Raw genomic sequence first — 22,246 nt, 5'->3', positions numbered from 1 at the left:
GACCATAGAGCGTTGGAACCACCTGATCCCATCCCGAACTCAGCAGTGAAACGATGCATCGCCGATGGTAGTGTGGGGTTTCCCCATGTGAGAGTAGGTCATCGTCAAGATTAAATTCCGAAACCCCTATCTGCGTATGCAGGTAGGGGTTTTGTTTTTGTCCGCGGGAAAGTTCGTACGCGGTTACTCTGGGTCTCCAGTGCGAAATATCCCCTGACATTGCAAGTAATCGCCTTGGAAACTCCTCCTTTATTCTGATGACTGCAGAGCACTGACCTGCAGTCACCAGCAATCGCAAGGAGCGAGCAATGTATTTTGAGATTTACAGACAAATCCGCGGCACTGTTCTGACTGGCAAGGGCCAATGGCGTTGGCGGTTGAGGGCTGGCAATCATGAAACGATTGCCAGCGGGGAGGCGTACGTCAACAAGGCCGATTGCCTGCATGCAATCAGTTTGATCAAGGGAACCTGCGAGCAGACCCCGATCAAGGAAGTTTGAGGGGGAAGCTGCTCGTTCAGGGCCGCTTCGTTTCAACCCGTGTCAGGCTGTTGGACCTGAGTCGGATAGACGGCAGTCGCATCCGCTACCTAAACTGTCAGCAGATTTGGGGATCGGGGGGCAGTGGATGAATCGCAATGAACTTCGCAAGGCGGATATCAACCTGATGGTGGTATTCGAAACGCTGATGCTCGAGCGCAATGTCACTCGGGTGGCGGAAAAGCTGTTTCTCGGCCAGCCGACCATCAGTTCGGCGCTCAACCGCTTGCGTGCGATGTTCAATGATCCGCTGTTCATACGCGTTGGCCATCGCATGGAGCCGACGGCAAGGGCCGAGGAGATCATCAGGCACCTCTCACCAGCGCTGGATTCGTTGTCCGTGGCCTTGAGCCTGACCCATGATTTTGACCCGGCCAGCAGCACGATGTCGTTCCGCATCGGGCTGTCCGACGATGTCGAGTTCGGCCTGTTGCCGCCATTACTGCGAGCGCTGCGCCAGGAAGCGCCCAACGTGGTGTTCGTTGTGCAGCATGTCGATTACTGGCGGATTCCCGACTTGCTGGCGTCCGGCGATATCACGGTGGGTATCAGCCAGACCCGTGGCTTGCCGGCCAATGCCAAGCGCAAGTTGCTGCGGCACATCCAGCCCAGCATTTTGCGCGCCGATGCCTCCGATACACCGCTGACCCTCGATGAATATTGCGCGCGACCGCACGTGCTGGTATCCCACACCGCCAACGTCAGTGGCTACGCCGACGAGTGGCTGGCGGACATCGGCCGTACGCGCCAAGTGGTGCTCTCGGTACCGCAATACAGTTCGCTGCCAGCGCTGCTTGCCGGGACGGACCTGATTGCCAGCCTGCCGGACTACACCGCCGAGGCGATGGCTGCATCGGGAGTGCTGTTCAAGGAACCCTTTCCCATCCAGACACCCACCCTGGACCTGTCCATGGTCTGGCTCAGTCATGTCGATACCGACCCTGCCGAGCGCTGGTTACGCTCGCGCCTGGAAGCGTTCATGAGTGAACGTGCCGTTTTGCCACCGCCCGAATGAACAGGGCGGCGCTGTGCTATATGTACGACCTCTCCACCTACTAACAGGAACTGACTCATGCCTCACCTGCACATGGAATACACCGCCAACCTGACTGATCTGAATGCCGATGTGGCATTGATGCGGTTGAACAATACATTGGTGGGTTCCGGTCAGTTTGCTGCCGAATTCGACATCAAGAGCCGCGCGGTCAAGGTCGAGACGTTCAAGGTCGGCACGGCACTGGCCGAGCGGGCGTTCGTGCATGTGAAACTGGCGCTGTTGAGTGGTCGTTCCGCAGAGATCAAGAAACAGCTGTCTGAAAGCCTGCTGGCGGTGGTGCGGGAGCTGTGTGAATGGCCGAGCAGCATCGAGGTCCAGTTGTGCGTGGAAATTCTCGACATCGATCGCGACTCCTACAGCAAGACCGCCATCAACAACTGAACATCAGGCTGATTCCTGCTCGACGCAGGCCTGGATCACTTGCGTTCGCAGCCAGGTGTTGGCGCTGTCCTGATCGACACCCTGGTTCCACTGCATGTCGAGGGTGAAACTCGGCAAGCCTTCGGGCGCTTCACAGTGATTGAAGGTGTCTGTACTGGCCAGCAATCGCTGGATGCGCCGGGGTAGGGTCAGGACATAGTCGGTGCCGGTAATCAGCTTCAGCGCTGCACTGTAGCTGTTGGCGCGTGCGACGATCTGGCGCTGTTGTGCCTGCTGCGCAAGCCAGCCGTCGACCATGTTGGTGGCGGACGTCCAGGGTGTCGGGAACACATGTCGACGTTCGACATAGGTTTGCAGGCTCAGGCGCGGTTCCGCCGGTGTGGCGCGTTTGTCGAACACACACACAAGGTCATCTTCGAGTAGCGTCTGCGATTTGAAATCGATGTGACTGCGATGGAAGTTCGGACCGAAGCACATCACCAGGTCGAGGCTGCCTTCGCGCAACGCTTCGGCAGGGATATCGGCCTGGAGTTTGAACACATTGACCATCACCGGAAGATCGGCGAGGTCGAATGTTTTCAACAGGCGCGGCAGGATCAATTGCTCGAAATATTCCGGTGCGCAGATATTGAAGGTCACCGGTTGCAGGCCAGGGGCGAACGTGGGTAAGCCGGCGTGACACAGGTTGATGCTATCGAGGATTTTCAGCACGTGAGGGTACATCGCGCTGGCCTTGCCGGTGGGCTGCATGCCGCCGGTACGGGTATTGGTGAACAGTTCGTCCTCGAAACTGGTGCGCAGTTTTTTCAAGCAGTAACTCACCGTTGACTGGCTGACGCAGAGCGTCTCGGATACGACGGTGACGCTGTTCTGCTCATACACGGCGACGAACACCATGAGGTCCTGCATGTCGAGTTTTCTAAGCGAATTGCTGTTCAGCATCCATTGCGTCTCGCTGCGTCCCTTGCGCTGACCGTGTGCAAGGTGGGGGAATTATCCTAACGGAATGAGCGAGCAGGGAAAATGCCTTGCAGGACGTTTCGCCCAAGACCCTGTCAGCCCTGGACCATCGCCGACACGGCGCGGCGGCTGGACATCAATAGCGCGAACATGCCGAGGCCCACCAGCACCGCGCCGGCCATTTCCTGCGGCAGCGGCATCTGGCGCCCCCAAAGCCAGTGAAACAAGGTGATGAACAGCGTGCTCAGGTAGATGTAGGAAATCACCGAGGACGGCGCGATCACGCCGATGGCCCGGTGCAGCAGCCAGAACGTCGCCAGTGTGGCGAACACCGCCAGGTACATCAGCCAATAGAAATCGTTGAGCGTCAGTAATGATGCCGAGCGCCAACCGCCACTGAATCCACAGGACACCAGCAAAAACAGCGCACCGAACAGCATGTTCCAGAACGTCATGAACACCGGTCCGCGTCCCTTGAGGCTATCGGCTTTCAGGCGCTGACTGAGGGGGGCGTAGAGCGCCATCGCCAGGCAGCCGATGCCATACACCGTCAGTGCATAGGGCGATGGCAACTCACCGGGGCCGGTGCCTTTCATGATCAACAAAACCGCCCCCGCAGCGGCGAGCAGCATCGGCACAATCCGTTGTTTCAGACGGCTGTCAGGTGTCAGCACGGCTTCGAAACCCAGGGTCATCAGCGGCACCAGCGTGAACATCGTCCCGGTGTTGACGGCCGAGGTGTAGCGCAACGCTTCGAACAGCGAACCGAAGTACAGCGCCAGCAGCAGGCCGAGTACCGCGTGACCCAGCAGCGCGCGGGTGGTCATGACGGCATCGCCTTTTAGCAGCAACAGCGGCAGAAACACCAAGGCGCAAAACAACAGGCGCAAACCGGTCAGCAGGATCGGGTCGATGGCCTGGCTCACTTGCGCCGCAGCGGAAAACGATGCGGCGATCAACAAGGCCCAAAGAAGCATGCTGGCGTGAGCGACGGCGAAACAGGTGGTTTTCATGGCAGGCTCCAGGTCAATGGATGTGACGGGTGTAGTGCCTTGGGTTGAAGCGAAAAACCATCAGCAGCATCAGCGCCATGACCGCCGTGAGCGACCACCAGGCCCATTCAAAGCTGCCGAGCCGGTCGCGGATGATCCCCGCCAGTAGCGGCGACAGGCCAGCGATCAAGTAGCCGATGCCTTGAACGAATGCGGTCAGGCCACCGGCACGCAATGGATTGTCCAGGTGGTCCAGCGACACGATCAGGCTCATCGGGAACAGGCCGCCAATGCCCAGCCCCAGCAGGCATGGCCACATCAGACTCAAATGCTGCGGGCTCAGAATCAGTCCGCAGAATCCGGCGATGATCAGTGTCAGCAATACCGTCAGCACGACGCGGCGGTCGCGGCTGCGGTTGGCGATGACGGGCGTAAGCAGGCCCGACAGCACTTCCATGGCGGTCAGAAACCCGAGCAGCAATCCGGCGTGCTGTTCGCTCCAACCCTTTTCCACGTAGTACGGCGCCAGCCAGGCCAGAACACAGGTGTAGGACGCAGTGCCCAGGCCAAAGAAAATAGCGAGTAACCACGCGCGGGAATTGGCGAAGTACGAACCTTTGCTGGATGCCCTCGAATCCAGTGTTGGCATCCCCGCGCTTTGGCCGCGCCAGAAGAGTAATGCCAGCACAGCGAGAACGGCCCACATCGCCAGGCCCATACGCCAGCTGCCGGTACGCTCCATCACCAGCGGCGCAAAGGAAGCCCCCATGGCGGCTCCGCCCATGATTGACGTGACGTAGAGCCCCATGCACAGGGCCACGTGGTCGCTGAAGCGGGATTTGATCAGTGTCGGCATCAGGGCCTGTATCAGGGCAATACCGATACCAGCCAGCACTGCGCTGAGGAGCAGCTCCGCGGCTGAATCAAGGAACAACCGCGAAAGCGTGGCCACGCCGATGACCAGCAACGAGAACACCACCGTGCGCTGCTCGCCGAATCTCTGGCTGACGCGCAGGCCGGCAAACATCGCCAGTCCCATGGCCGTCACCGGCAACATTGTCAGCAGTGAAGCCTGGCTGAAGCTCAGCGCAATGTCGTCGCGAATCGCCGAGAGCAGAGGCCCGATAGCGGCCATGGAAGGGCGCAGGTTCAGGGCAACCAGGACAATGCTGAACATGAGCCAGAGGGCAGGGCGGGAAGTGGCTCGGGTGTTTTCCATGATTGGACCTTGAACAATAGGGTTCCGATTAGGCGCGCGAGGCCTGGAGGCGGCAAATCAGAAATTCCGGCGAAGTATTTAGAAATTAAATACAAGTCGTAGCCAAATGTTTAGCCAGACGACATCCAAGGTTCTTCAAATCCTGATTTAACGACTCAAGCCATCGTGTGACGCTGCGGGTCATCTGTTTTCTGCGGTTCTCTCTATGGACGGTCGGCCAGTCGCAATCCACTTCAAGGCATCCATCGACGTTCGGGCGTCGAGCCTTGGTCGTCGATTCACGCCCGCCACCGCGCCAAACCTCTCTGCACTTCCTTCTGAACTGGCTTTCTGGGCGCTGTGGCATTGCCGCCATGCGCGCCCGCCGGATTCCTGCTTTTTCCGCTGATTGTTCCTACATATTCCGGTTGATGCCGGAATTAAAGTACGGGTGCTTTTGCGCACCCGCCTGACACGGAAAAAGAGAGTTCCCATGAGTAGTGCCACGACCTCGTTTGCCACCCGGCAAGAAGCCCAGACCTTTCTGGAGCAGAACCCGGATATTGAAATGTTCGAGCTGTTCATCCTCGACAACAACGGTGTGCCGCGGGGCAAGCTGTTGCATCGTGACGAGTTGCTGGCGGTGTATGAAAGCGGGCGGCCATTGCCGAGCACCATCCTCGGCCTGACCATCAACGGCGATGACGTGGAAAACTCCGGGCTGGTCTGGGACGTCGGTGATATCGACTGCCGGGCCTACCCGATCAGCGGCAGCCTCACGCGAATGCCGTGGCGTCTGATACCGACCGCTGCCGTGCAGGTCAGCATGCACCCGACGGAGGGAATGCCCGCCACCATTGCCGATCCCCGTCATTTGCTGGCCAAAGTCATCGAAGGTTTGCAGGCAGACGGTTATTACCCGGTCATGGCGGCGGAATTGGAGTTCTACCTGCTGGATCAGCAACGCGACAGCAATGGCCGGCCGCAACCGGCACGGGATGTCGATGGCGGGCGTCCGCACAGCACCCAGGTCTATGGGTTGCGCGAGCTTGAGCAGATCGAGCCGTTCCTGGCCGATCTCTACAGTGCCTGCAAACTCCAGGGGATTCCGGCGCGCACGGCCATTTCCGAATACGCACCGGGGCAAGTGGAAATCACCCTCGAGCACCGCTCCGACACACTACAGGCGATGGATGAAGCGGTGCGCTACAAGCGTCTGGTCAAGGGTGTGGCGCACAAGCACGGCATGACAGCCTGCTTCATGGCCAAGCCTTTCGATGACCTGGCCGGCACCGGGATGCACATGCACGTGAGCCTGGCGGACAAGGACGGCAACAACCTCTTCGCCAGCGAAGCCCCGGATGGAACGCCACTGCTCAAGCAGGCCGTCGCCGGCATGCTCAGTACCTTGCTCGATTCGTTGTTGCTGTTCTGCCCCAACGCCAACTCCTACCGTCGATTCCAGGCCAACAGCTATGCGCCCCTGGCGGCCACCTGGGGCGTGGACAATCGCACCGTGAGTTTGCGCGTACCTGGCGGGCCTGCGTATTCCCGGCACATCGAACATCGAATCTGTGGCGCAGACGCCAACCCCTATCTGGCGGCTGCGGCGATTCTGGCCGGTATTCATCGCGGTATCCGCGAACAGCTCGACCCTGGTGCGCCGGTGGAAGGCAATGGCTACGCCCAGGCCACGAAACTGTTGCCGACAGACTGGCTGACCACCTTGCGATCGCTGGAAGGTTCAAGTTGGGCCAGGGAAGCCTTCGGCGACAAATTCCTCGGCGTTTACCTGGCAGTGAAACGCGCCGAATATCGTCAATTCATGGGGGAGGTCGGCGAGCAGGACTGGCGATGGTATTTGCACCAGGCTTGAGCCGAGGCTGTACTGGAGCTGAATCGTTCTCAGCCAGTCTGGAAGTTCCAGGCTGGTTTTATAAGCCAACTAATTGTTGGCTTCTTTTTCACAAAAAATTGATGGTTGACTACCTAAAATTAGAGCTGTCTCGGTAAATGAAATTTTCACATTTTCCGAAGACGCCTTTTTTCAGGACCCGCCGAAACTCATGCTTAAGATTAAAGCCGTGCGCCCCGAATGGGTGACACTGATTGCCAGCGCATTTTTGTTGTTTGGCTTCAATTTTGTACTCTGGCAACACCTGTTCGAAATCACCGCATCCGACGGCAAGGGCATCGTCATGCGCGTGGCCTTTGGGGTGATGATTTTCGCGGCCTTCAACATTGTGCTGACCCTGCTGGCCTTCCGGCCGGTGCTCAAGCCGGTCCTGACCCTGCTGTTCATGATCAGCGCGGGCGTGGCGTATTTCATGAGCCAGTATGGTGTTCTGATCGACACCGGCATGTTGCGTAACTTCGCTGAAACCAACGCTACGGAAGTGCGCGACTTACTGTCACCTAAGTTGTTTGTTTATATTGTGCTGCTCGGCGTATTGCCGTCATGGCTGTTGTGGAAAACTCCAATTAGTTATCGTCGCTGGCATCGTGAGTTGCTCAGTAAAGCCCTAGTGACTTTTGCTTCGGCGGCAGTCATTGGTGGTGTCGCACTGGTTAACTATCAAGGCCTGTCTTCGCTGTTTCGCAATCACCACGAGTTGCGCCTGATGGTGGTGCCAAGCAACTACATTGGTGCCACGTCTGGTTTCTTGCGCGAGAAAGTAGCGACGGCCCGGCAGCCCTTTGTCAAGATCGGTGAAGATGCCCAGCGCAATCCGGCCTGGCAAACTCACGGGCGAAAATCACTGACGGTTCTTGTCGTGGGTGAAAGTGCCCGGGCGGAGAACTTCGGCATCCTTGGCTATAGCCGCGACACCACTCCGAAACTGAGTAAGGAAGATGGCCTGATCGCTTTCACCGATGTGCATTCCTGCGGTACTGAAACCGCCGTATCGGTGCCTTGCATGTTCTCCAATATGGGGCGCAAGGACTACAACGCCAGCAAGGCAAAGAACGAAGAAGGCCTGCTGGACGTGCTCAAGCATGCGGGTATCGACGTGATCTGGCGTGACAACCAGTCAGGCTGCAAAGGTACCTGCGATCGCGTCACCATTCAGGACGTCAGCAACCTGAAAGATCCGGCGCTGTGCAACAACAGCGAATGCCGCGACGAAATCCTGTTGCAAGGCCTGCAACATTTCATCGATACCCTGGACAAGGACACTGTACTGGTATTGCACCAGATGGGCAGCCACGGTCCGGAGTACTTCAAGCGTTACCCGAAAGAATTCGAGCGCTTCACCCCGGTTTGCGAAAGTAATGCCCTGAACAATTGCAGTCGCGAAAGTATCGTCAATGGCTACGACAACACCCTGGTCTATACCGACCATGTGCTGTCGACCTTGATCGATCTGCTGCGCAGTAACCAGGGCAAAGTGGACACCGCGATGCTGTATCTGTCGGACCACGGCGAGTCCCTGGGTGAATACAACTTGTTCCTCCACGGCACGCCTTACATGCTGGCACCCGAGCAGCAAAAGCATGTAGCCATGTTTGCCTGGTTCTCCGACAGCTATAAAAAGTCGTTTGCGGTAGATACCCACTGCCTGCAACAGAGTCGTGAAAAACCCCTGAGCCAGGACAACCTGTTCCATTCGATGCTTGGGCTGCTGGAGGTCCGCAGCAAGGTGTACAACCAGGATCTGGACATGTTTGCCGGATGTCGTGGTCCAGTGGCCGACGGCGTGTTGGCCAAGGATTGAGTGCTCCGATTCTGTTTCACGCGGCGGCCGCCGACCTGCGGCCTGTAGAACTTTTATCAAGAGCCATTGCACATGTCTGCTCAGCCTCCAACCGCCATCGAGCTTGAGATCGCCCGGCGCTACGACCAGGAGCACGCGCGCGTCTGCCTTCAGCCGCAAGCGCCGGGTCTGGGCGGGCGTCTGGCGCTCTGGCGTGAGGAGCGTCTGGTGCGCAATGCACTCAAGGTCGCTGGCGAGCCTGGTCTGATCCTTGATGTGGCTTGTGGTGTGGGGCGTTTCTGGCCAGTGCTGGCCGAGCACGCGAATCGGGTGATCCTTGCGACGGATCCGTCCCAGGACATCCTCGATCATGCCCGCACACATCACCCGCAGAGTCTGTTGAAGCGGGTCAAGACCTTTCAGAGTTCCGCGTTCTCGATTGGCTTGTCGGAGAACGCGGTTGACTGCATTTTTTGCATGCAACTGTTTCAGCTCCTCCATAACTCGGAACATCGTCTGGCGATGCTGGGTGAGTTTTACCGAGTCAGTCGCGATACGGTGATTGTCGCGGTGCGCCATGACGGACTTTTCAAGGGCGCACATTCAGGTGTGGAGGGCGTTCCGGCCCGGCCATTACCGAGCAAGGCCGAGGTAGAAAGCGAGTTCAGGCAGGCGGGTTTCCGTTTGCTCAGCCATCAGGATTTTTTCCCTGGTTGCGCGCGGATGCGGGTCTATGTGCTGGGTAAGACCAGCTAGCCCGACTTTGTCGGACTATTCTGTATGTCACGCAGTAATTTTCGCTAACGCTCTTGTTCAGTGGATGCGCGGAAATCGCCGGGGGCGATATATACTGCGCGCCATTCTTCAAGGGAGAGCCGTGTGGCCATCGATATTCACTGGATTCGCGACAACGATAGCCTCGGACGGTTGTGCACCGAGTGGCAACAGTTGCCATTCGTTGCCCTCGATACCGAATTCATGCGGGTCGACACCTTCTATCCGATCGCCGGCCTGCTGCAAATCGGTGTTGGCGTTCGCGCCTATCTGATCGACCCGCTGACCATCGACAACTGGCAGCCATTGGCCGCGTTGCTGGAAAACCCGGCGGTGCTCAAAGTTGTCCACGCGTGCAGCGAAGACCTCGAAGTCCTGCTACGCCTGACCGGCAGCCTGCCGGCGCCACTGTTCGATACGCAATTGGCTGCCGCTTACCTGAACCTTGGTTTTTCCATGGGCTATTCGCGGCTGGTGCAGGAAGTGCTCGGCATCGACCTGCCCAAGGGTGAAACCCGTTCCGACTGGCTGCAACGTCCGCTTTCCGAAACCCAGATCAGCTATGCCGCCGAAGACGCCGTGCATTTGGCTGAAGTCTTCGTAAAGCTGCGCCCAAAGCTGTCTGACGACAAATACGCCTGGGTCCTGGAAGACGGCGCCGAACTGGTGGCCAACCTGCGCCGCGAGATCGACCCGTACGAGGTCTATCGCGATGCCAAGCTGGCCTGGAAGCTGTCCCGCGCTCAACTCGCCGTTTTGCGTGAGCTCTGCGCCTGGCGTGAAAAGGAAGCCCGGGTCCGCGACCTGCCGCGCAACCGGATTATCCGCGAGCATTCGTTGTGGCCGCTGGCGCGTACGCAACCGGATAACCTCGGCGCCCTGGCGAAAATCGAAGACATGCACCCGCGTACCGTGCGTCAGGACGGCGAGTTTCTGCTTGATCTGATCAAGCGCTCTGGCAGTGTGTCGCCTGATCAATGGCCACCAGCCGTGCCGGAGCCGTTGCCGGTGGATGCCGCTGTGCTGCTCAAACAAATGAAGGCCATAGGCCAGGCCGAAGCCGAACGCCTGAACATCGCGCCGGAACTGATGCTGCGCAAGAAAACCCTGGAAGCGCTGCTCAAGAGCGGCTTCCCCAATGGTCCCTACCAATTGCCTGATTCGCTGCGTGGCTGGCGCCGCGAATTGATGGGCCAGGCGCTGCTCGACAGCCTGGCCACCGCCGGAGAACAGCCTTGAAACGTATTTGTTCCATCTACCGCAGCTCGAAGAGAAACGAAATGTACCTGTATGTGCTCAAGAGCGATGCTCTGGAGCGCGTGCCGGAGCCCCTGATGGCAGCTTTCGGCAAGGCCATCCACGCGTTCGACCTGGTGCTGAGCCCCGGGCGCAAACTGTCGCGCGAGGACATCACGGTCGTGCTGGAAAACCTCGAAAAACAGGGTTATCACCTGCAAATGCCGCCTGCCGAAGACGAGTACATCGAGCACCTGCCGGAAGAATTGTTGCGTCGTAACGATCCGATGTGAGCGGCAGACAGGCTCTGTTCAGAGTGGTTATGAAACACTGATTGATTTTAGCGATGGCAGCATCGACGGAGCACTGCTCCGTCGGCGGCCGTCTGCACCGTTTTTGAAAGGTTTGAAGCATGCGCGTCCTGATTGCTGAACACGACCACCCGGTGTACGCCCAACTGTTGCGCGAGGCGGCACCGGACCTGGAGGTGCTGACCAGCGGTGATTCCGCTGAACTGGCCAGTCAGGCCGCCGATTGCCCGGTGTGGCTCGGCCAGCCTGATTTGCTGGCGACCCTGTTGCGTCAGGGCCATCAACCGCAATGGTTGCAATCGACCTGGGCCGGCATCACGCCGCTGCTGGCCGATGGGTTGCCGCGGCACTATCGACTGACCCGTGCAGTCGGCATCTTCGGCCAGGTCATGGCCGAGTACGTGCTCACGTACATGCTCGGTCACGAACGTGAAGTGCTGGCGCGACTGGTCAGCCAGGTCGAGCGCAAATGGGACAGTCGCCATGGCCAGAGCCTGGCCGGGCGCAAGGTGTTGATCGTCGGCACCGGTGATATCGGTCAAAGTGTCGCGCAGTTCCTCGTACCGTTCGGCGTCGAGTTGTATGGCATTGCCAGCACGGCACGGGAGCAGGCACCGTTTATCGAGGTCGGTTCACTGGCGGATCTGCCGCGGCTGGTCGGTGAAGTCGATTACGTGGTCAATCTGCTGCCGAACACCGTGGAAACCCACGATATCTACGACGCGACGCTGTTCAAGCAATTCAAGCCGACCGGGTTGTTCATCAACGCCGGGCGCGGTGTGGCGGTGGTCGATGCGGATCTGGTGGAAGCCTTGAAGGAAGGGCATCTGGCGGGCGCAGTGATCGACGTGTGCCGTCAGGAACCCTTGCCCCAGCGTCATCCATTCTGGACGGCCTGGGGCCTGCTGCTGACCGGCCACAGCTCGGCACCTACTTCGCCTTCGATGATGGTGAAACTGTTTGTCGAGAACCTTCGGGCGTATCAGGCGGGAGAGGCGTTACGCGGGGAAGTGGATTTCGATCGCGGGTATTAAATCCAATGCGGTCAAAGTGTGGGAGCGAGCAAGTCGAAACGTCGCACCGCCGCTCCCACATTGGTTTTACGGTGGGACTTAGAGGGTGAAATCACCTTCAGCCGCCAATTCGCTCAATGGACGACGCGGGCTTGGTTCTTCACGGGCTTGCAGGTAATCCGCCAAGCTCGCCTTGTCCCCCAGCTTGCCCACCGCGAGGGCGGCGTGCAGGGCGTAGCCTTCAGGAATGTTCAGCTCCTTGCGGGTCAGTTCCTGGTCGAAACCGGCCATGCCGTGGGTGTGCCAGCCGCTCAGGCTCGCTTGCAAGGCCAGGTGGCCCCAGGCGGAACCGGTGTCGAAGGTGTGCCACAGGGCCGGGGTTTCTTCGGTGGCGCCAGGCACGGCGAAGGTGGTTTTCGAAATCACGATCACCAGGGCCGAAGCATGTTGTGCCCAGCTGCGGTTGAATTCGTTCAGCAGGCCCAGGTAACGCTCCCAGTTTGGCGTGTCGCGACGTGCGTAAAGGAAACGCCAAGGTTGCGAGTTGTAGGCCGAGGGTGCCCAGCGGGCGGCTTCGAAGAAGCTCAGCAGGGTTTCCTCTGGAATCGTTTCGCCAGTGAAGGCGCGGGGCGACCAGCGATCGGTGAACTGAGGGTGAATGGCGTAATCGGCAACGCGTGGGTTGGCACTCATCAAGAGATTCCTTGCTACGTTTGAAAGTGGGGGCAACGCAAAACCCTACTTGGCAGCGCAAAAACTGACAAGCCCGTTCTACCGACAGTCGCCAATGCTTGGCCCAAGGGGCTTCGGGCACTAGACTGGCGGCCTTTTCACCACCTGATGTCGATACTCGAACCATGGCCGCCAAAGTAGAACCGTTCTGGATACGCAAGACCCTCGATCAACTCGATCAGGAGGAATGGGAGTCGCTGTGCGACGGCTGTGGATTGTGCTGCCTGCAAAAGCTTGAAGACGAAGACGACAACAGCGTCTATTACACGCGCATCGCCTGCAAACTGCTGGACCTGAAAACCTGCCAGTGCAAGGACTATTCCAACCGTCGTGACTCCGTGCCGGACTGTATCCAGCTCACACCGGGCAAGGCCGACGAGTTCAAATGGCTGCCACCAACCTGCGGCTATCGCCTGGTCAGCGAAGGCAAGGATCTGCCGTTGTGGCACCACCTGGTGTGCGGTGATCGCGATGCTGTTCATCACGAGCGGATTTCCCAGTCCGGGCGCATGCTCGCCGAAGGCAGCGTGCCGGAAGATGACTGGGAAGATCACCTGATTTTCCGCGCAGGCTGATTGCCAACGTTCAACGTTTCACGAAGGAGTGTGTATGGCTGTGGGATGGCGGCAGGCGTGGGTTGTTGGATTACTGGTCGTGAATTCGCCCGCATGGGCTGCGAACAAGGTCAATCTGGATTACCACGTGCGCCTGTTGCCCCAGAGCGATCAGGCCGAAGTGCGCCTGACGCTTGCCCAGGGCTCGGCGGTACGCAGCCTGGATTTCGACCTTGGCGACGGCAGTCACTACAGCGATTTCAAGGCTGACGGCCAATGGCAGCTGACCCCCGGCAATGCGGCGCGTGGTGTCTGGCATCCTGCTGCCGACAAGGCCTGCCTGACCTACCGCGTGAACATCAGCCACGGGCGCAAGAGCGGCAGCTTCGACACGCGCATGACGCCACACTGGGCGTTGATGCGCGGCGACGATCTGGTACCGGCTGCCAGACTCGATCAACAGGACGGCATCGAACTGGTTGCACGCCTCGAATTCGAACTGCCCGGTGGCTGGAACAGCGTTGAAACCGCGTGGCCACGAATCGGCCCGAATAAATTCCGTATCGACAACCCTTCCCGACTGTTCGACCGGCCCACCGGCTGGATGCTCGCGGGTCAGCTCGGCAGCCGCCGTACTCGTCTGGGCGAGACCGAGGTCACCGTCGCCTCGCCGCTGGGGCAGGGCATGCACCGTATGGATGTGCTGACGCTACTGACCTTCGTCTGGCCGCAAGTGCAGGCGCTGTATCCGCGACACCCGGGCAAACTGCTGATCGTCGGGGCCAATGACCCAATGTGGCGCGGCAGCCAGTCGGCGCATGAGTCGATCTACCTCAACAGTCGTCTGCCGTTGGTCAGCGAAAGCGGCACCAGTGCCCTGGTCCGCGAGTTGGCCCAGATGTTTGGGCGGATCAACGGCACCCAGCGCAGTGACTGGATCAGCGAAGGCTTTGCCGAGTATTACGCCATCGAACTGGTGCGCCGGGCTGGTGGCATGAGTGATGAGCGCTACGAGAACCTGCACGCCAAACTGGTCAGGAACAGCCAGAAAGTCACCACGCTGCGTGGTGAACAGATCACTGCGATGCAGGTGGCCAGGGCGGTGGTGTTGCTGCAGGAACTGGATCGCGAGATTCGCCTGAAAACCCACAACAAGCGGTCGCTGGACGACGTGTTGCGCGGGGCGATGCGGCTGGGGGATATCGATACCCAGGCGTTTGTTCAGCTCAGCGAGAGCGTGATCGGTGGTTCTTCAAAAGTACTGAGTACTGAGTTGATTCAGTGAGTCCGTCATCGCGAGCAAGCTCGCTCCCACAATGATTGGAGGTGAATGCAATTGTTGTGAACGCCACATAACCCTGTGGGAGCGAGCTTGCTCGCGATAGGGCCATCAGCCCCACCGGACGATCCGGATCAAACCCCGGTCTTCGGTGACTTCAACGAATCATTGCCCGTAACCGTCGCGGTTTTGGTCGCCGCCTCGGCATTGGCTTTCATCTGGCTCAGTTCTTCACCCGCCCGCTGGATTTTCGCCCGCACGTTGTTCATGTCCTGACGGCCTTTCTCCAGCAGGCTTTTCGCCGAGCTGTGGCCGGTAATACCACGGGCCAGGGCCACGCCGCCGATGGCCACCTGGATCAGGCCAAAGATCCCGCCACGACGCAGGCCCTTGCCCACCATCACCACACCGCCGGCCAGGGAGCCGACGCGTTCCCAGCCCTGCACGTTCTGCTCGGAAGGGCTCTGGAACGGGGTGGATTCGATACGCTCGACGCGTTTGAGTTCGCTCATGGTCTGTCTCCAGGCTTCAGGGATCGATAGTCAAGCTGACAGCCAGGGCGGGCAGCTCGTTCAATCGGATGTGCGGTGATTAGCGGAATTTTGGCCCGGAGCGGGTATTGAGCCCCTTGGACAGGCGGTCGTAGAGCACGACGTTGACCGTGGCGGCCAGGTTCATGCAACCGGTGGTCGGAATGTAGACCACGTCCTCGCACCAGTCGCGAATTTCTTTATCCAGCGATCCGTCTTCCGGGCCGAAGATGTAGAGCGCGCGATCCGGATGAGTGTATTCCGGCAACGGGCGGGCGCCCTCGACCAGTTCCACGGCGACGGGCACGCAATTGAGGGGCAGGATTTTCTTCAGGTCGTCGATGCCGATCAGCGGGATGTCGTAGTGCACGCGCTTGGTATCGGTGACGAAGTCGGCAGCGCGCTCATAGCGCTTGCCGGTGTAGAACACCGACGCCACGCCATAACAGCCAGCGGCGCGCATCACCGAACCGACGTTCTCCGGTGATTTGGGGTTATACAAACCAATGCAGCTGTACCGTTTGTCTGCCACGAGCGGGGTGCCTTTCGGGAAAAAAGCGCGATTATACGGGGATTGGGGCAGGGGTGGTCAGTTTGAGATTGGTGGTGTTTGAGCGATTGCTATCGCGAGCAAGCTCGCTCCCACAGTTGACCGAGGTGTCCTGACGGACGCAGAACAATGTGGGAGCGAGCTTGCTCGCGATGAGGCCAGATCAGGCGCTGAAAATCTTCAGTCTTCTTTCTTCATCAACCCCGCCAACGCCGCAAACGGGTTGTGCGTGGCTTTGGCGATTTTCGGCGTGCTCAGCGAGCCTTCGTCGAAATACTGCTGGTCGGTATAACGCGAGTGCTCGTTATCGTGGCAGTACAGGCACAACAGCTCCCAGTTCGAGCCGTCCTGCGGGTTGTTGTCGTGGTTGTGGTCGCGGTGGTGCACGGTCAGTTCGCTCAGGCGCTTGCCGGAGAATTCACGGGCGCAGCGGCCACAGACGTGCGGGTACATCTTCAGGGCCTTGTCGCGGTAGCCCATTTCCTTGTCGCGCTGGTTGTCGGCGAGGATGCGATCCAGCTTCGAGGTGTTGGTCGGGGTGGACGAACTCATGGGTTCACCTTTGTTGAAAGACTGATGACGGTTATAGGGTGAAGTTTAGCCTAGCCCTTGAGCTTCTCGGCAATCCAGATGGTGTGGCGGGTGCCCTTGTTGCCGTGGGCGAAGACCTGCACTTCCTCGGCCTTGAAACCCGCCTTCTTCAGTTTGTCGGAAAATTGTCGGTCAGCGCTGGCCGACCAGACGGCCAGCACGCCTTTCGGTCTCAGGGCCTTGGCACAGGCGCTCAGGCCGCCGGCGGAGTACAGCCAGCTGTTGGCTTTCTGGGTCAGGCCTTCGGGACCGTTGTCGACGTCGAGCATGATGGAATCGAAACCCTGGGGCTCGGCCTGCAGGACTTTGGCCACGTCTTCCATGCGAATCACGGTCCGCGGGTCTTGAAGCGGGTTTCCGGCTTTCTCGCCGAGTGGCCCGCGATTCCATTCCACAACGCCAGGCACTAATTCAGCGACCACCACTTCGGCGGTCTTGCCCAGGTGCTTGAGCGCCGAAGCGAGGGTGAAACCCATGCCCAGGCCGCCGATGAGTACCCGCGAATTCGGCCGACCGGCGACCTTGCGACACGGGATCTCGGCCAGGGCATCTTCGGAGCCGTGCATGCGCGTGTTCATCAATTGTCCGCCGTCGCCGCCCTGGATCTTGATGACAAAATCCTCGCCATATTCGAACAGGCACAGGGCGCCGCCGTTTTCAGGGATGGGGGTGGTGTCCAGCAGAACGAAACGTTTCATGGGGCTCACTTGAAGAAAATTGGCAGAACTCGGGAGGGCAAACAGACGCAGTTGGGAGTAGCCTGTTTATGACGACAAGGCCAACGGAGCCATTGATGAAGCGCACCATTCTAACGGTCATTGCCCTGGCCGCGCTCTCGATAACTGCAGTGCAGGCGCAACAGCTGCAATCGATTCCCGTCAGCCCCGCGCCGATGCCCGGCTCGCCCGGCACCGCGACGCCCACGCCTTACCCGCAGATCAGCCCGGCGCCTTTGCCTAAAGTCGGCCCCGGCAGTAGTGGTCCGCCGTTGGTGCCGATCGAAATGCCGAGCCCGCCGACCAAGGACCAGCCCGTGCCGGGGCTGGAGCCCAATCTGCCGAAATCCAAGTCGCCGGGCGGCTAGACCTGCTGCGAAAGCAGTTGGCCGTCGGCCATGCGCAGGCGTTTGGAGAGGGACACGGCGAGAGCGCGGATGATTTTGGCGGCGATTTTCGGTGCGTCGTTGAGCATCTTTTCCAGCGAGTCCTTGCCCAGGTTGAGCAACTGGCAGTTGCTCGCGGCTACGCAACTGGCTGAGCGCCGTTCGCCATCAAGCACGGCCATTTCGCCGAATGAGCGGCCGCTGCGCAAGGTGGCGATGGTGACTCGTTGCCCGTCAGCGGTGGTTTTTTGCACCGCCACCTGACCGGTGTGGATGATGCACATGAAGCTGCCGGCATCGCCCTCCTGAAAGATCTCCTCGCCCTGGGTAATGGTGCTGATACTGAAGTAGCCCGAAGCCGCGGCGAAGTCCGCCGGCAACAGTTGATTGAACAGGCCGCAATCCATTAGCCAGTCGCGAATTTCGTTGTTCAGAAAGGTTGGTTCAGACATGTCGTCACGGTCTTTTTTGTGATTGTTGCTGACTCGAATTTGAATTCACCGAAAATCCCTTGTGGGAGCGAGCTTGCTCGCGATTGCGGCTTCACAGGCAACAGTAATGTTGATTGTGCTGACGCCATCGCGAGCAAGCTCGCTCCCACGGGGTACAGGTGTTGTATCGGCCGCCGGTGTCAGGAGTTAAGACCGGCACAACGCGCCAGGTTCCTCAGGCAATACCCAGAACCTTGAACAAAAATGCATATTCGAGTGCTACGTCACGCAATCCCTGATATCGACCGCTCATCCCGCCATGTCCGGCACCCAGTTCAGTCTTGAGCAGCAGGGGATTGCTGTCGGTCTTGGTCGCGCGCAATTTCGCCACCCACTTGGCCGCTTCCCAGTACTGCACGCGGCTGTCGTTGTAGCCGGCGATCACCAGGGTCGCCGGATAAGCTTGCGCGGTGACGTTTTCGTACGGGGCGTAGGCCTTGATCCGATCATGGACGCCCGGTTCTTCAGGGTTGCCCCACTCGTCGTATTCCGTCACGGTCAATGGCAGGTCAGGGTCGAGCATGGTGTTGAGTACGTCGACGAACGGCACTTCGGCGATGGCGGCGCCAAACAGCTCTGGCCGTTGGTTGAGCACTGCGCCGATCAGCAAGCCACCGGCGCTGCCACCACTGATCGCCAACTGCGGTGCAGTGGTGAAGCCTTGGGCGATCAGGTGTTCGGCACAGGCGATAAAGTCGCTGAAGGTGTTGTGCTTGTGCTCCTGCTTGCCGGCGCGATACCAGGCTTCCCCCAGTTCGCCGCCGCCACGCACGTGGGCAATGGCAAACGCCATGCCGCGATCCAGCAGGCTCAGGCGCGCATGGGAAAACCACGGGTCGAGGCTTTCGCCGTAGGCACCATAGCCGTAGAGGTACAGCGGCACGGGTTTGCCGAGGTCTGCACGATTGATCACCAGGCTGATCGGCACTTGAGTACCATCCGGCGCGGTGGCCCACAGGCGTTGGCTGACGTAGGCGTCGGCATCGAACGGGCCGAGCACCGGGGTTTGCTTGAGGACTTTCTGCTCGCCGGTTGCCAGTTCAAGCTGACGGATTTGCGCCGGACGGTTCAATGCCTCGTAACGCAGGCGAATCCGGTCGCTTTCGAACTCCAGGCTGTTTTGCACGTGCAGGCTGTAGGCCGCATCCGGCAGTTGCACGCGATAAGGCGGCAGGCCTTGTGGGTGAACTTCAATGACCGGCAAGCCGCCAACCCGCAGGCTCAGGGTCATGGCCCCGGTGTTCAGGCTGATGCCGTCGATCATCACCGTGTCGCTGTGGGGGATCAGGTTCTGCCAGTCGGCTTCGGTGGGCGCGGCGCCGGTATCGACAGCGGTGTACAAGGCGAAATTGATGCCGTCACGGTTGCTGCGAATGAACCAGGTCCATTGTCCGTCGAGTACGCCGTGGTCGACGTCGTACTCATGATCCTCGACCCGTGGCGCGATGCAGGTAAAGGCTTGCAGCGGCTGGTTGGCGTCGAGGACCCAGGCTTCGCTGGTGGTCTTGCTGCCCACGGACAGCAGCAATTGTTGCTCGGAGCTTGAACGGTAGCAATGCATGAAGAAGCGACCGTCCGGCTCATGGAACACTTCTTCGGCCGCCGTGCCGTCCAGGCGATAGCGGTATAGCTTGTGCGGGCGATGGGTGTCGTCCAGTTCGCCAAAGAACAGCGTCAGGCTGTCGTTGGCCCAGGTCATGCTGCCGTCGCAGTCCTGGAATTCCAGTTCGCTGACACGGCCTTCGGACAATTCCTTCACGAACAGCGTGTAAATCTCCTCGCCACTGGAGTCGATGCTGTAGGCCAGACGCTGATGGTCCGGGCTGATGCTGAACGCCCCGAGCGAAAAGAAGCCGCCGTTGGCCAGTTCGTTCGGGTCCAGCAGCAGTTGTTCGCGGCTTTCGTCCAGGGTCAGGCTGTCATCGGCCGGACGCGGGCAGCGGTAGTGCCGGGCGTACTCATCGCCCGCCGTGGTGCGGGTGTAATACAGATACGGTCCCCACGGCGAGGGCAGGGACAGGTCGGTCTCGAGAATCCGCCCCTTGATCTCTTCGAACAGGGTTTCGCGCAATCCGGCCTGGTCGGCGGTTTGCGCTTCCTGATAGCTGTTTTCAGCCTTCAGGTAGTCGAGCACTGCCTTGGTGTCGCGCTCTTGCAGCCAGGCATACGGGTCGGAGCCTTCAGCCTTGTGGGCGATCGGAGCGTCGTGAATGTTGGCGGATAGGGGCATGAAGGGCTCTCGAACAGTGTACGGAATAGGGGCTTGGCAACCTGGATAGCGCCCAACAGTCAGGCATTGATGCAGCCTGATGGGCGAAAAGCCGTTATCATAAGCGCCTCTTTGCCTGCCTTGCCATGGACACCATGACCGAGAACGACTATCTGATCGCTTGGGGCCTCTACGCCTTCGCCGCTTTGGGCTGCCTGTTGGTGTGGATGCGCTTGACCCGCTGGATGTGGCGTTGGCTGCGTGAGCCACTGCGGCTGGCGATGGTCGTGCTGCTGTTCAGCCCGACCATCATCGACCCGGTGAAGGACAAAGTCGCACCGGCTGTCGCCATTACCGCGCTCGACCTGCTGTTCAAGGTCGGCAACAACGCCTGGCGGGCGATTTCCGATCTGTTCATGTACGGCATGATCGCGTTCGGCCTCTATCTGGTGCTGGTGGCGATCCGTTTCCCCATCGAACGCGCCTCCAACGCCCGCAAAGAACGTGAGGCTGCCACCAAAGCCGCCGTCCGCGCCGAAGAGCCTGAGGATGATCAACCGTTCGGCGGTGCCGGCGATGATCGTTACGGTCGTCCGCCCGTGCCGAGCAATCCTCAGCGGATGCGAGTCGAACCCCGTCTGTAACCTTGCCCCTGCGATTGAGCGAGAGTCCGAGCATGTGTGAGTTATTGGGCATGAGCGCCAATGTCCCGACCGATATCGTGTTCAGCTTCACCGGGCTGATGCAGCGCGGCGGACGCACCGGCCCGCACCGCGATGGCTGGGGCATTGCCTTCTATGAAGGCCGTGGGCTGCGGTTGTTCCAGGACCCGGCGGCGAGCTGCGAGTCGGAAGTCGCGAACCTGGTGCAGCGCTATCCAATCAAGAGCGAAGTGGTGATCGGGCACATCCGCCAGGCTAACGTCGGCAAGGTCTGCCTGTCCAACACGCATCCGTTCGTCCGAGAGCTGTGGGGGCGCAACTGGTGTTTCGCCCATAACGGCCAGTTGGCGGACTTCCAGCCAGTGGCCAGTTTCTATCGCCCGGTTGGGGATACCGACAGTGAAGCGGCGTTCTGCGATTTGCTCAATCGTGTGCGTGCGGCGTTCCCCGAGCCGGTCGAAGTCGAAGCGTTGCTGCCTGATCTGGTGGCTGCTTGCGCCGAATACCGCAGCAAAGGCGTGTTCAATTGCCTGCTCAGCGACGGCGACTGGCTGTTCTGCTATTGCTCGACCAAACTGGCGCAAATCACCCGTCGCGCACCGTTTGGCCCGGCACGCTTGAAAGATGTCGACGTGATCGTCGATTTTCAGGCCGAAACCACGCCGAACGATGTGGTAACCGTCATCGCCACCGAACCCCTGACCGAAAACGAAACCTGGACCCGCTACGAACCGGGTCAATGGAGCCTGTGGCGACGCGGTGAATGCGTCAGCCAGGGCCAGACCTCATAAGGATTCAACCCCCATGTTGCTCAGTTATCTACGGCTGGTGTTGTTTGCGGCGGGTCTGTTGATCGGTGTCCAGGTGCCGGGCTTCATCAGCGATTACGTCAAGCGGGTCGAAGCGCACCTGATCGAGGCGCAGGCTGGTTTGAGCGGCTTCCAGAACACCGCCAATCAGTTCTTCAAGGGTGACATGCAGGCTCTGGTCGCGCATTACCGCGCCAGTGAAGACCCGATCTTTCGCAGCGATGCCGACAGCCTGAGCAACCTGCTGACCCGTCAACTGGCGCTGGACAAGCAATTCCAGGCGATGCAGGGCCCGTGGTACATCCGCTTCCTGCAAGTAGTGCTGGCCGCCGATCCGGACATCCGCAAGGAAACCTGGAATGGCTACAGCTACCAGATCCTGTTGACGCCCGAAGCGATGGTCTGGGGCATGAGCGGCGCGTTGTTGCTGTCGTTCGGGATCGAGTGCCTGTTCCGTCTGATCGACTGGGTGGTGTTGGGCGGCAAGCGTCTGCGCCAGAGCCGGCCGATCGAAGAGCGGGATTTGCGCGGCTTGTAACACCGTTGAACGTCAAGGAGCCGGCAAGCCGGCTCCTTGCTTG

The 22,246-nt window shown here is 59.7% G+C and carries 25 protein-coding genes and 1 rRNA gene; 16 read left to right on the top strand and 10 right to left on the bottom strand.

All coding sequences use genetic code 11. The annotated features are described in order from the left end of the window. The 4 genes from rrf to KGA96_RS18925 all read left to right on the top strand — a co-directional run. Window positions 1-110: ribosomal RNA gene (gene rrf / locus KGA96_RS18940) — 5S ribosomal RNA — on the top strand; the annotation flags it as partial. Between the two features lie 198 nt (window positions 111-308). Then, the gene (locus tag KGA96_RS18935) at window positions 309-500 is read left to right on the top strand and encodes a YegP family protein (RefSeq protein ID WP_046043837.1); all 192 of its coding nucleotides are present in this window, start codon (window positions 309-311) and stop codon (window positions 498-500) included. Between the two features lie 127 nt (window positions 501-627). Further along, on the top strand, window positions 628-1,554 hold the full coding sequence (locus tag KGA96_RS18930) for a LysR substrate-binding domain-containing protein (protein ID WP_046043838.1): 927 nt from the start codon (window positions 628-630) through the stop codon (window positions 1,552-1,554). Between the two features lie 57 nt (window positions 1,555-1,611). Beyond that, window positions 1,612-1,977 (top strand): 5-carboxymethyl-2-hydroxymuconate Delta-isomerase, encoded by a 366-nt coding sequence (locus KGA96_RS18925; RefSeq protein WP_046043840.1) that lies wholly within the window; start codon window positions 1,612-1,614, stop codon window positions 1,975-1,977. 3 nt (window positions 1,978-1,980) lie between these two features. Here the strand turns inward: KGA96_RS18925 and KGA96_RS18920 are convergent, their stop codons facing one another. From KGA96_RS18920 to KGA96_RS18910, 3 genes are all read right to left on the bottom strand, one after another. Then, window positions 1,981-2,919: a LysR family transcriptional regulator gene (locus KGA96_RS18920; RefSeq protein ID WP_223514235.1), complete on the bottom strand. Its 939-nt coding sequence runs from the start codon at window positions 2,917-2,919 to the stop codon at window positions 1,981-1,983. Between the two features lie 113 nt (window positions 2,920-3,032). Further along, window positions 3,033-3,950: a DMT family transporter gene (locus tag KGA96_RS18915; protein WP_223514234.1), complete on the bottom strand. Its 918-nt coding sequence runs from the start codon at window positions 3,948-3,950 to the stop codon at window positions 3,033-3,035. Between the two features lie 13 nt (window positions 3,951-3,963). Further along, window positions 3,964-5,148 carry a cyanate transporter gene (locus tag KGA96_RS18910; RefSeq protein WP_223514233.1) on the bottom strand — a complete coding sequence of 395 codons (1,185 nt, stop codon included), beginning with the start codon at window positions 5,146-5,148 and terminating at the stop codon, window positions 3,964-3,966. Between the two features lie 472 nt (window positions 5,149-5,620). Here KGA96_RS18910 and KGA96_RS18905 point away from each other — a divergent pair, with 472 nt between their 5' ends. The 6 genes from KGA96_RS18905 (at window position 5,621) to KGA96_RS18880 (ending at window position 12,177) form a co-directional block, all read left to right on the top strand. Further along, a complete protein-coding gene (locus KGA96_RS18905) occupies window positions 5,621-7,003 on the top strand; it encodes a glutamine synthetase family protein (protein WP_223514232.1) in 1,383 nt (460 codons plus the stop codon). Between the two features lie 190 nt (window positions 7,004-7,193). Further along, entirely contained in the window at window positions 7,194-8,843 is a 1,650-nt protein-coding gene (locus tag KGA96_RS18900) for a phosphoethanolamine transferase (RefSeq protein ID WP_223514230.1), read from the top strand. A gap of 72 nt (window positions 8,844-8,915) precedes the next feature. Continuing rightward, window positions 8,916-9,578, top strand: coding sequence for a class I SAM-dependent methyltransferase (locus KGA96_RS18895; protein ID WP_223514228.1), 663 nt, complete (start codon window positions 8,916-8,918; stop codon window positions 9,576-9,578). Between the two features lie 123 nt (window positions 9,579-9,701). Further along, window positions 9,702-10,835 carry a ribonuclease D gene (gene rnd, locus KGA96_RS18890; RefSeq protein ID WP_223466445.1) on the top strand — a complete coding sequence of 378 codons (1,134 nt, stop codon included), beginning with the start codon at window positions 9,702-9,704 and terminating at the stop codon, window positions 10,833-10,835. Next, window positions 10,832-11,125, top strand: a complete 294-nt coding sequence (locus tag KGA96_RS18885; protein ID WP_223514226.1) for a YcgL domain-containing protein — start codon at window positions 10,832-10,834, stop codon at window positions 11,123-11,125. Before rnd ends, KGA96_RS18885 begins: the two co-directional genes overlap by 4 nt. Before the next feature lie 119 nt (window positions 11,126-11,244). Further along, a complete protein-coding gene (locus tag KGA96_RS18880) occupies window positions 11,245-12,177 on the top strand; it encodes a D-2-hydroxyacid dehydrogenase (RefSeq protein ID WP_046043851.1) in 933 nt (310 codons plus the stop codon). Between the two features lie 78 nt (window positions 12,178-12,255). On the opposite strand, the gene KGA96_RS18875 is transcribed toward KGA96_RS18880, so the two are convergent. After that, window positions 12,256-12,849, bottom strand: coding sequence for a nitroreductase family protein (locus KGA96_RS18875; protein WP_223466446.1), 594 nt, complete (start codon window positions 12,847-12,849; stop codon window positions 12,256-12,258). Between the two features lie 164 nt (window positions 12,850-13,013). Between KGA96_RS18875 and KGA96_RS18870 the strand changes: the two genes are divergently transcribed. Both KGA96_RS18870 and KGA96_RS18865 read left to right on the top strand, forming a co-directional pair. Continuing rightward, on the top strand, window positions 13,014-13,463 hold the full coding sequence (locus KGA96_RS18870; protein ID WP_046043853.1) for a YcgN family cysteine cluster protein: 450 nt from the start codon (window positions 13,014-13,016) through the stop codon (window positions 13,461-13,463). A 34-nt stretch (window positions 13,464-13,497) separates the two neighbouring features. Next, window positions 13,498-14,727, top strand: coding sequence for a hypothetical protein (locus KGA96_RS18865; protein WP_223514224.1), 1,230 nt, complete (start codon window positions 13,498-13,500; stop codon window positions 14,725-14,727). 128 nt (window positions 14,728-14,855) lie between these two features. Here the strand turns inward: KGA96_RS18865 and KGA96_RS18860 are convergent, their stop codons facing one another. The 4 genes from KGA96_RS18860 to KGA96_RS18845 all read right to left on the bottom strand — a co-directional run bounded on the left by KGA96_RS18860 (window position 14,856) and on the right by KGA96_RS18845 (window position 17,090). After that, window positions 14,856-15,233: a DUF2892 domain-containing protein gene (locus tag KGA96_RS18860; RefSeq protein ID WP_046043855.1), complete on the bottom strand. Its 378-nt coding sequence runs from the start codon at window positions 15,231-15,233 to the stop codon at window positions 14,856-14,858. A gap of 79 nt (window positions 15,234-15,312) precedes the next feature. Then, entirely contained in the window at window positions 15,313-15,783 is a 471-nt protein-coding gene (locus KGA96_RS18855; protein WP_046043857.1) for an RNA methyltransferase, read from the bottom strand. A 198-nt stretch (window positions 15,784-15,981) separates the two neighbouring features. Continuing rightward, the gene (locus KGA96_RS18850) at window positions 15,982-16,353 is read right to left on the bottom strand and encodes a YajD family HNH nuclease (protein ID WP_007898702.1); all 372 of its coding nucleotides are present in this window, start codon (window positions 16,351-16,353) and stop codon (window positions 15,982-15,984) included. 50 nt (window positions 16,354-16,403) lie between these two features. Further along, window positions 16,404-17,090 carry a spermidine synthase gene (locus tag KGA96_RS18845; RefSeq protein WP_223514222.1) on the bottom strand — a complete coding sequence of 229 codons (687 nt, stop codon included), beginning with the start codon at window positions 17,088-17,090 and terminating at the stop codon, window positions 16,404-16,406. 95 nt (window positions 17,091-17,185) lie between these two features. On the opposite strand from KGA96_RS18845, the gene KGA96_RS18840 reads away from it, so the two are divergent. Then, the gene (locus tag KGA96_RS18840; protein WP_046043860.1) at window positions 17,186-17,476 is read left to right on the top strand and encodes a hypothetical protein; all 291 of its coding nucleotides are present in this window, start codon (window positions 17,186-17,188) and stop codon (window positions 17,474-17,476) included. Here the strand turns inward: KGA96_RS18840 and KGA96_RS18835 are convergent. Beyond that, window positions 17,473-17,946 (bottom strand): cyclic nucleotide-binding domain-containing protein, encoded by a 474-nt coding sequence (locus KGA96_RS18835; RefSeq protein ID WP_046043861.1) that lies wholly within the window; start codon window positions 17,944-17,946, stop codon window positions 17,473-17,475. The genes KGA96_RS18840 and KGA96_RS18835 overlap by 4 nt on opposite strands. A gap of 214 nt (window positions 17,947-18,160) precedes the next feature. Then, a complete protein-coding gene (locus KGA96_RS18830) occupies window positions 18,161-20,215 on the bottom strand; it encodes a S9 family peptidase (RefSeq protein ID WP_046043862.1) in 2,055 nt (684 codons plus the stop codon). Window positions 20,216-20,340: 125 nt separating this feature from the next. On the opposite strand from KGA96_RS18830, the gene KGA96_RS18825 reads away from it, so the two are divergent. Genes KGA96_RS18825 through KGA96_RS18815 form a run of 3 tightly spaced genes read left to right on the top strand, consistent with a single transcriptional unit; the run spans window position 20,341 to window position 22,203 of the window. Continuing rightward, entirely contained in the window at window positions 20,341-20,838 is a 498-nt protein-coding gene (locus KGA96_RS18825) for a hypothetical protein (RefSeq protein WP_015096369.1), read from the top strand. A 32-nt stretch (window positions 20,839-20,870) separates the two neighbouring features. Further along, window positions 20,871-21,647: a class II glutamine amidotransferase gene (locus KGA96_RS18820; protein ID WP_046043863.1), complete on the top strand. Its 777-nt coding sequence runs from the start codon at window positions 20,871-20,873 to the stop codon at window positions 21,645-21,647. A gap of 13 nt (window positions 21,648-21,660) precedes the next feature. After that, complete coding sequence (locus KGA96_RS18815) at window positions 21,661-22,203, top strand: DUF2937 family protein (RefSeq protein WP_046043865.1); 543 nt, start codon at window positions 21,661-21,663, stop codon at window positions 22,201-22,203. Window positions 22,204-22,246: the final 43 nt, after the last annotated feature.

Source organism: Pseudomonas sp. GL-R-26, from assembly GCF_019947365.1.
In the GTDB taxonomy this organism is placed as follows: domain Bacteria; phylum Pseudomonadota; class Gammaproteobacteria; order Pseudomonadales; family Pseudomonadaceae; genus Aquipseudomonas.
Note: the sequence above shows the minus strand (reverse complement) of the source record. Positions and strands in the feature narration are given on the sequence as shown.

Bases quoted from the DNA above. Each gene is read 5' to 3' on its own strand.
- KGA96_RS18935 (WP_046043837.1), top strand. From the start codon at position 309: ATGTATTTTGAGATTTACAGACAAATCCGCGGCACTGTTCTGACTGGC.
- KGA96_RS18930 (WP_046043838.1), top strand. From the start codon at position 628: ATGAATCGCAATGAACTTCGCAAGGCGGATATCAACCTGATGGTGGTA.
- KGA96_RS18925 (WP_046043840.1), top strand. From the start codon at position 1,612: ATGCCTCACCTGCACATGGAATACACCGCCAACCTGACTGATCTGAAT.
- KGA96_RS18920 (WP_223514235.1), bottom strand. From the start codon at position 2,919: ATGCTGAACAGCAATTCGCTTAGAAAACTCGACATGCAGGACCTCATG.
- KGA96_RS18915 (WP_223514234.1), bottom strand. From the start codon at position 3,950: ATGAAAACCACCTGTTTCGCCGTCGCTCACGCCAGCATGCTTCTTTGG.
- KGA96_RS18910 (WP_223514233.1), bottom strand. From the start codon at position 5,148: ATGGAAAACACCCGAGCCACTTCCCGCCCTGCCCTCTGGCTCATGTTC.
- KGA96_RS18905 (WP_223514232.1), top strand. From the start codon at position 5,621: ATGAGTAGTGCCACGACCTCGTTTGCCACCCGGCAAGAAGCCCAGACC.
- KGA96_RS18900 (WP_223514230.1), top strand. From the start codon at position 7,194: ATGCTTAAGATTAAAGCCGTGCGCCCCGAATGGGTGACACTGATTGCC.
- KGA96_RS18895 (WP_223514228.1), top strand. From the start codon at position 8,916: ATGTCTGCTCAGCCTCCAACCGCCATCGAGCTTGAGATCGCCCGGCGC.
- KGA96_RS18880 (WP_046043851.1), top strand. From the start codon at position 11,245: ATGCGCGTCCTGATTGCTGAACACGACCACCCGGTGTACGCCCAACTG.
- KGA96_RS18875 (WP_223466446.1), bottom strand. From the start codon at position 12,849: ATGAGTGCCAACCCACGCGTTGCCGATTACGCCATTCACCCTCAGTTC.
- KGA96_RS18870 (WP_046043853.1), top strand. From the start codon at position 13,014: ATGGCCGCCAAAGTAGAACCGTTCTGGATACGCAAGACCCTCGATCAA.
- KGA96_RS18865 (WP_223514224.1), top strand. From the start codon at position 13,498: ATGGCTGTGGGATGGCGGCAGGCGTGGGTTGTTGGATTACTGGTCGTG.
- KGA96_RS18860 (WP_046043855.1), bottom strand. From the start codon at position 15,233: ATGAGCGAACTCAAACGCGTCGAGCGTATCGAATCCACCCCGTTCCAG.
- KGA96_RS18850 (WP_007898702.1), bottom strand. From the start codon at position 16,353: ATGAGTTCGTCCACCCCGACCAACACCTCGAAGCTGGATCGCATCCTC.
- KGA96_RS18845 (WP_223514222.1), bottom strand. From the start codon at position 17,090: ATGAAACGTTTCGTTCTGCTGGACACCACCCCCATCCCTGAAAACGGC.
- KGA96_RS18840 (WP_046043860.1), top strand. From the start codon at position 17,186: ATGAAGCGCACCATTCTAACGGTCATTGCCCTGGCCGCGCTCTCGATA.
- KGA96_RS18835 (WP_046043861.1), bottom strand. From the start codon at position 17,946: ATGTCTGAACCAACCTTTCTGAACAACGAAATTCGCGACTGGCTAATG.
- KGA96_RS18830 (WP_046043862.1), bottom strand. From the start codon at position 20,215: ATGCCCCTATCCGCCAACATTCACGACGCTCCGATCGCCCACAAGGCT.
- KGA96_RS18825 (WP_015096369.1), top strand. From the start codon at position 20,341: ATGGACACCATGACCGAGAACGACTATCTGATCGCTTGGGGCCTCTAC.
- KGA96_RS18820 (WP_046043863.1), top strand. From the start codon at position 20,871: ATGTGTGAGTTATTGGGCATGAGCGCCAATGTCCCGACCGATATCGTG.
- KGA96_RS18815 (WP_046043865.1), top strand. From the start codon at position 21,661: ATGTTGCTCAGTTATCTACGGCTGGTGTTGTTTGCGGCGGGTCTGTTG.